We start from the raw sequence: 1951 nt of genomic DNA, 5'->3' as shown, positions 1-1951 counted from the left end.
AGCGGGGATAGCCGGAACGGGCATCACTGGCGATGTTGGTCATGCCGGACAGTTTCATGGCATCATCCAGCATGGAACCGGGCCCGGCTGCCACCAGCGGGTCGGGCCAGATCACAAACATGGTCTTGATCGGCGCAGCGGTTTTAAGTGGTTTCAGGGATTGTTCAATCCGGCCTGCCAACTGATCGGCTGGTTGCCTTACGCCAAGATCACTCCCCAGTTGTCTGATTGCCGCAGCCAGCTTGTCCAGGCGGGAACCGTGGAAGGTCACGGTCTTGATCCCCAGTTTTTGCAGGCGTTTAGCCAGCTTGGAACCGATCCCCTCTTCATCCACCAGTACCAGATCAGGCTTCAGGTTCAGCACCGCCTCAAGGGACGGGTTGGCCGGTCCCCCCACGGTGGGCTTGCCTTTGACAGAGGCTGGCCGGTCGCAGAAGGTGGTAACCCCCACCAGGTTTTTCTCCAGCCCCAGGGCGCAGGCCATCTCGGTCAGACTGGGTGCCAGTGAGACGATCCGCCGGGGCGGCTCCCCGGCATAACCGGGGAGCGCCAACAGCAGAGAGAGCATGACGAGGTACAAAACAGGCAAAAGGCGAAACCCACCCCAGCCCTCCCTTGTCAGGGAGGGAGCTAACGTCAGTGCTTTTTGACCTCCCCCCTGATAAGGGGGGAATGAGGGGGGTTGTTTATTCATTAAAACGACACCTTTACGCCGCCATAGGCACCAATACCGGGGGTGCCGTAACCGGCCACCTCTTCATACTGGCGATCAAGCAGGTTGTCTACCCGCCCAAACAGCTGCAGATTTTTGGTGACATCGTAGGAACCGGCCAGATTCACCACCAGGTAATCCTTCATCTTGTTAGTATTGGCTGGATCGTCATAACGGGTGCCTACATATACTAGGCCGAGGTTAAGGTTTGCTTTTTTCAGGAAGCTGTAGTTGATGTCAAAGCTCGCCTTGTTCTTGGGACGGCGCACCAGCTGTTTGCCGCTGATATCGTCTCTGGTTTCCAGATAGGTGTAGGCAGCCTTCAGGGTCAGATCATCAACCGGTTGCAGTGCCGCAGTCAGTTCAAGCCCGTGGGTGTGTGCCTTGGCAATGTTGTTATATTTGTAAGTGGTCATATCAAAATCAATCATCTGTGAATATTCATTTCTGAACCAGGTCGCCCCCAGGGTGGTCTTCATAAACGGCAGCCCCTGCTCTAGCCCCAGATCCCAGCCGATGCTCTTGTCCGGCTTCAGGTCCGGTGAGCCGTAGCTTGAGTAGAGCTGATACAGGGAGGGTGCCTTGAAGCCGGTGCCGTAGCTGCCCTTTAGTCTGGTGTCAGTCTGTTTGATCAGATAGGCGGTGGTGAAACGATAGGTCGCCTCAGTACCGAATTTGCTGTGATCATCTACCCGGACCCCCATGGTGGAGAACCAAGCATCAAACAGGTTAAGCTGATCCTGCAGATAGACGCCGGTGGTGCGGGCAAAACGCTCGTTAAATGAATTAGTACCCCATAAGTTACTATCGTAGTCTGTTTTTGCATTTTCTTCTGTAGTTTCAACACCAACCAGCAGGGTGGTGGTTTTGTGCAATTTCAGGGTGTGCTGCCAATCCAGCTTAACACTCTGGCCATGGAACGAGCTACGCAAATGCTCCAAATTGGAATTGTCTGGGTCATTGTCATCACGCCAGCTGATATCGCTGAACGATACCCCCAGTTTCTGTTCCCACAGCCCGTCATACAGCGAGAGCCAACCCTGAGTACGGAAAAACAGTTCATCGGACTTCATGATGTGGTTCGGGTCGTCTTTACCAGCGCCACCGCCGTTGTCAACCGAGGTACGTGAACGGTCATAACGCAGGGTCAAGTCGATCTCTGAATTGGTGGTGGGCGTAATGCCCAGCCGTCCGGCCACGGCACTGTTCTGATAGCCGTCCCGCTCTTTGTTACCATAC

2 protein-coding genes are annotated in these 1951 nt (G+C 54.8%); both read right to left on the bottom strand.

What is annotated here, in order from left to right; translation table 11 throughout:
* The coding region (locus OEL57_RS16455) for an ABC transporter substrate-binding protein (protein WP_300742000.1) at nt 1-694 on the bottom strand (694 nt) is incomplete at its 3' end.
* A partial coding sequence (locus tag OEL57_RS16450; protein WP_300741998.1) for a TonB-dependent receptor plug domain-containing protein occupies nt 694-1951 on the bottom strand: 1258 nt, incomplete at its 5' end. The genes OEL57_RS16455 and OEL57_RS16450, both read right to left, overlap by 1 nt.

The organism is Trichlorobacter sp., from assembly GCF_030247655.1.
Taxonomy (GTDB): Bacteria; Desulfobacterota; Desulfuromonadia; order Geobacterales; family Pseudopelobacteraceae; genus Trichlorobacter.
The sequence above is the reverse complement of the archived record's forward strand: the minus strand, read 5'-3'. Positions and strand labels throughout refer to the sequence as shown.